At 59.0% G+C, this 2,244-nt stretch carries 3 protein-coding genes; 2 read left to right on the top strand and 1 reads right to left on the bottom strand.

Annotated elements, in window-relative coordinates:
• The first annotated feature begins 342 nt into the window (after positions 1 to 342).
• Both GHO42_RS02375 and GHO42_RS02370 read left to right on the top strand, forming a co-directional pair.
• Positions 343 to 1,182 (top strand): DUF2242 domain-containing protein, encoded by an 840-nt coding sequence (locus tag GHO42_RS02375; protein WP_146541062.1) that lies wholly within the window; start codon positions 343 to 345, stop codon positions 1,180 to 1,182.
• 38 nt (positions 1,183 to 1,220) lie between these two features.
• Positions 1,221 to 1,406, top strand: a complete 186-nt coding sequence (locus GHO42_RS02370) for a hypothetical protein (RefSeq protein WP_130871641.1) — start codon at positions 1,221 to 1,223, stop codon at positions 1,404 to 1,406.
• Positions 1,407 to 1,419: 13 nt separating this feature from the next.
• Here the strand turns inward: GHO42_RS02370 and GHO42_RS02365 are convergent.
• Positions 1,420 to 2,244: AraC family transcriptional regulator (locus tag GHO42_RS02365; protein ID WP_153328974.1), on the bottom strand; the 825-nt coding region annotated here is incomplete at its 5' end.

The following is a 2,244-nucleotide window of genomic DNA, read 5'->3' as shown; positions in this document are numbered from 1 at the left end:
CGGTAGTTCAGTCGGTTAGAATACCGGCCTGTCACGCCGGGGGTCGCGGGTTCGAGTCCCGTCCGCTGCGCCATATTTGCTTCAGGGCCCTTGAACTCCCTGAAGCTAAAAAAAAAGCGACCCCAGGGTCGCTTTTTTTGTGCCCGGGATTTGACTCGGGATGCTGCAAGATGCCTGCGATGGAGGCGGTGAGGGGCTTCTGATGGATCGCGCTGATGCTATCGCGAGCAAGCCCGCTCCCACAGGTTCGGCGCAGTTTCACGGGGATGAGCCAATCAAACCCACGCAAAAAACACCACTTGATGCACAATACGCCCCGTACCGTTCTCTTCAGGATTTTCAATGCTTATGTCATTTCCCGTGCGTGCCGTGGTAGTCGCTCTCGTGCTGACTGGCCTGGCAGGTTGCTCGTCGAAGAAAACTGCCATCTATGAGCATGAAAACTTCGATGACTCCGGTACGTTCTCGCGCAATTACCCTGTGACCGACAAGACAGCCTGCGAATCAGCGCGGCGCGCCTTGCTTAGCCAGGGCTATATCATCACCAGCAATGACCCGAAAATGATCAGCGGCCACAAGAGCTTCCAGCAAACCGGCGAAAGCCATCTGGAGATCAGCTTCAACATTGTGTGTGCCGACGATGGCGGTTCTGAGCATCACGCCACCATGTTTGCCAATGCGCTGCAGGACCGTTACGCACTGAAGAAAGTCAACAACTCTGCCAGTCTGGGTGTCGGTGTGCTGGGTTCGGTGTCGATGCCGATTGGTTCAACCGATGATTCGATGGTCAAAGTCGCCAGCGAGACGGTGTCTTCGGCGCAGTTCTATGACCGTTTTTTTGGCCTGGTCGAAGTCTTCCTGCCCAAGCCCAAGGAAGTCGTGAAAGCGGTAAAGGCGCCGCAAAAAGCCAAGCCTGATCTGGGCGTGCCTGAGCCTGCGCCAGTGCCGACTGAAGTGATTGTGCCTGCACCCGAGCCGGTTATTGTGCCCGAACCAGTTGTGGCGCCTGCCAGCGAGCCTGTGCTGCTGCCCCCGGCCGCAGCCGAACCTGTTCTACCTGTGCTGGAGGCCCCGGTAACGGTACCTGCAGTGGTGGCGCCAGTCACGCCTGTGGTCGAGCCTGTGACCGAGCCTGCCATCACCCCCGTACCTGCCGCCGTAGAGCCTTCTCCCGTTCAATAACTGTGCAGTAAATCTCAAAAGCTCTGCTACGTTTAACGATGAGTATTGACAGTGCCCGCGAAGGTGTCATTTTTCCTTCATGCGGGCACTTTATGCTCAGGCATGACTTAAACAAACAGACTGAAAAGGGATGCTGTATGGACGACTATCAGGAAGAGCTGCTTGAATACCAGGCCTTTGAACTGGACCCGCTGGAACCTGCCGACGATGCGACCGAGCTTTGAGCCCGGTGCAGCATCAGGCAGTCTGGCGCTGACGCCGTCGGTATTCTCCCGGCGTCTGCGCATTCCAGCGCTTGAAGGCCCGCTGAAACGCCTCGGCTGAGGCAAACCCCAATAAATAAGCGATTTCGCCGAAGGCCAGCTCCGTATCACGGATATAGGTCATGGCGAGGTCGCGTCGTGTGTCATTGAGAATGGCGCGAAACTGCGTGCCTTCTTCGGCCAGCTTGCGGCGCAGGGTCCAGGTCGGCAGCTTGAGGCGTGTCGCCACTTCTTCAAGGTCGGGCTCGCGACCGCCATTGAGCAAAGGCCCCAGCAATTGCGTGATGCGTTCGCGCAGGCTGCGGGTGCGGGTCAATTGCTCCAGTTCCCGTTCACACAATTGCAGCAGATAGGCCCAGGTGCTGGGGCAGTGCTGCGGGTTGCGCAGGTCGAGGGTGGCGTGATTGAGGCGCAGCTGGTTGGTGTCGGCGCGAAAGTGGATCATGGCGCTGTCCAGCTCGCCGTAGCGCTGCGCGTAATCCGGTTCGCTGAATTCGATATCGATCTGCTCGCAGCTCAAGGGCCGGGCTGCAACCGCGGACAGGTGCTGCAACCAGCCGGCAATGATCGAGTCCACCACAAAGCGGTTATAGGCGTTGTACGGGCTGATGGAGTAAAACCGCAGCCAGGCACCCTGGGCGTCTTCGTGCAGGCTTGACTGCCCGCGGTAGTTGGAGCCGTACAAGGGTTCGAAGCGTATCAGGGTGCGGGCCGCTTCGCGCACTGTGGGTGCCTGGGCTGCGGTGACGCCTGCCAGGCCCACCTGGCCCAGACGGCTGAGCTGGCCCATACGCAGGCC

This window comes from Pseudomonas sp. FSL R10-0056 (assembly GCF_009600105.1).
Classification (GTDB): Bacteria; Pseudomonadota; Gammaproteobacteria; order Pseudomonadales; family Pseudomonadaceae; genus Aquipseudomonas; species Aquipseudomonas bubulae.
This window is presented reverse-complemented; position numbering and strand designations above follow the sequence as displayed.

Bases quoted from the DNA above. Each gene is read 5' to 3' on its own strand.
- GHO42_RS02375 (WP_146541062.1), top strand. From the start codon at position 343: ATGCTTATGTCATTTCCCGTGCGTGCCGTGGTAGTCGCTCTCGTGCTG.
- GHO42_RS02370 (WP_130871641.1), top strand. From the start codon at position 1,221: ATGAGTATTGACAGTGCCCGCGAAGGTGTCATTTTTCCTTCATGCGGG.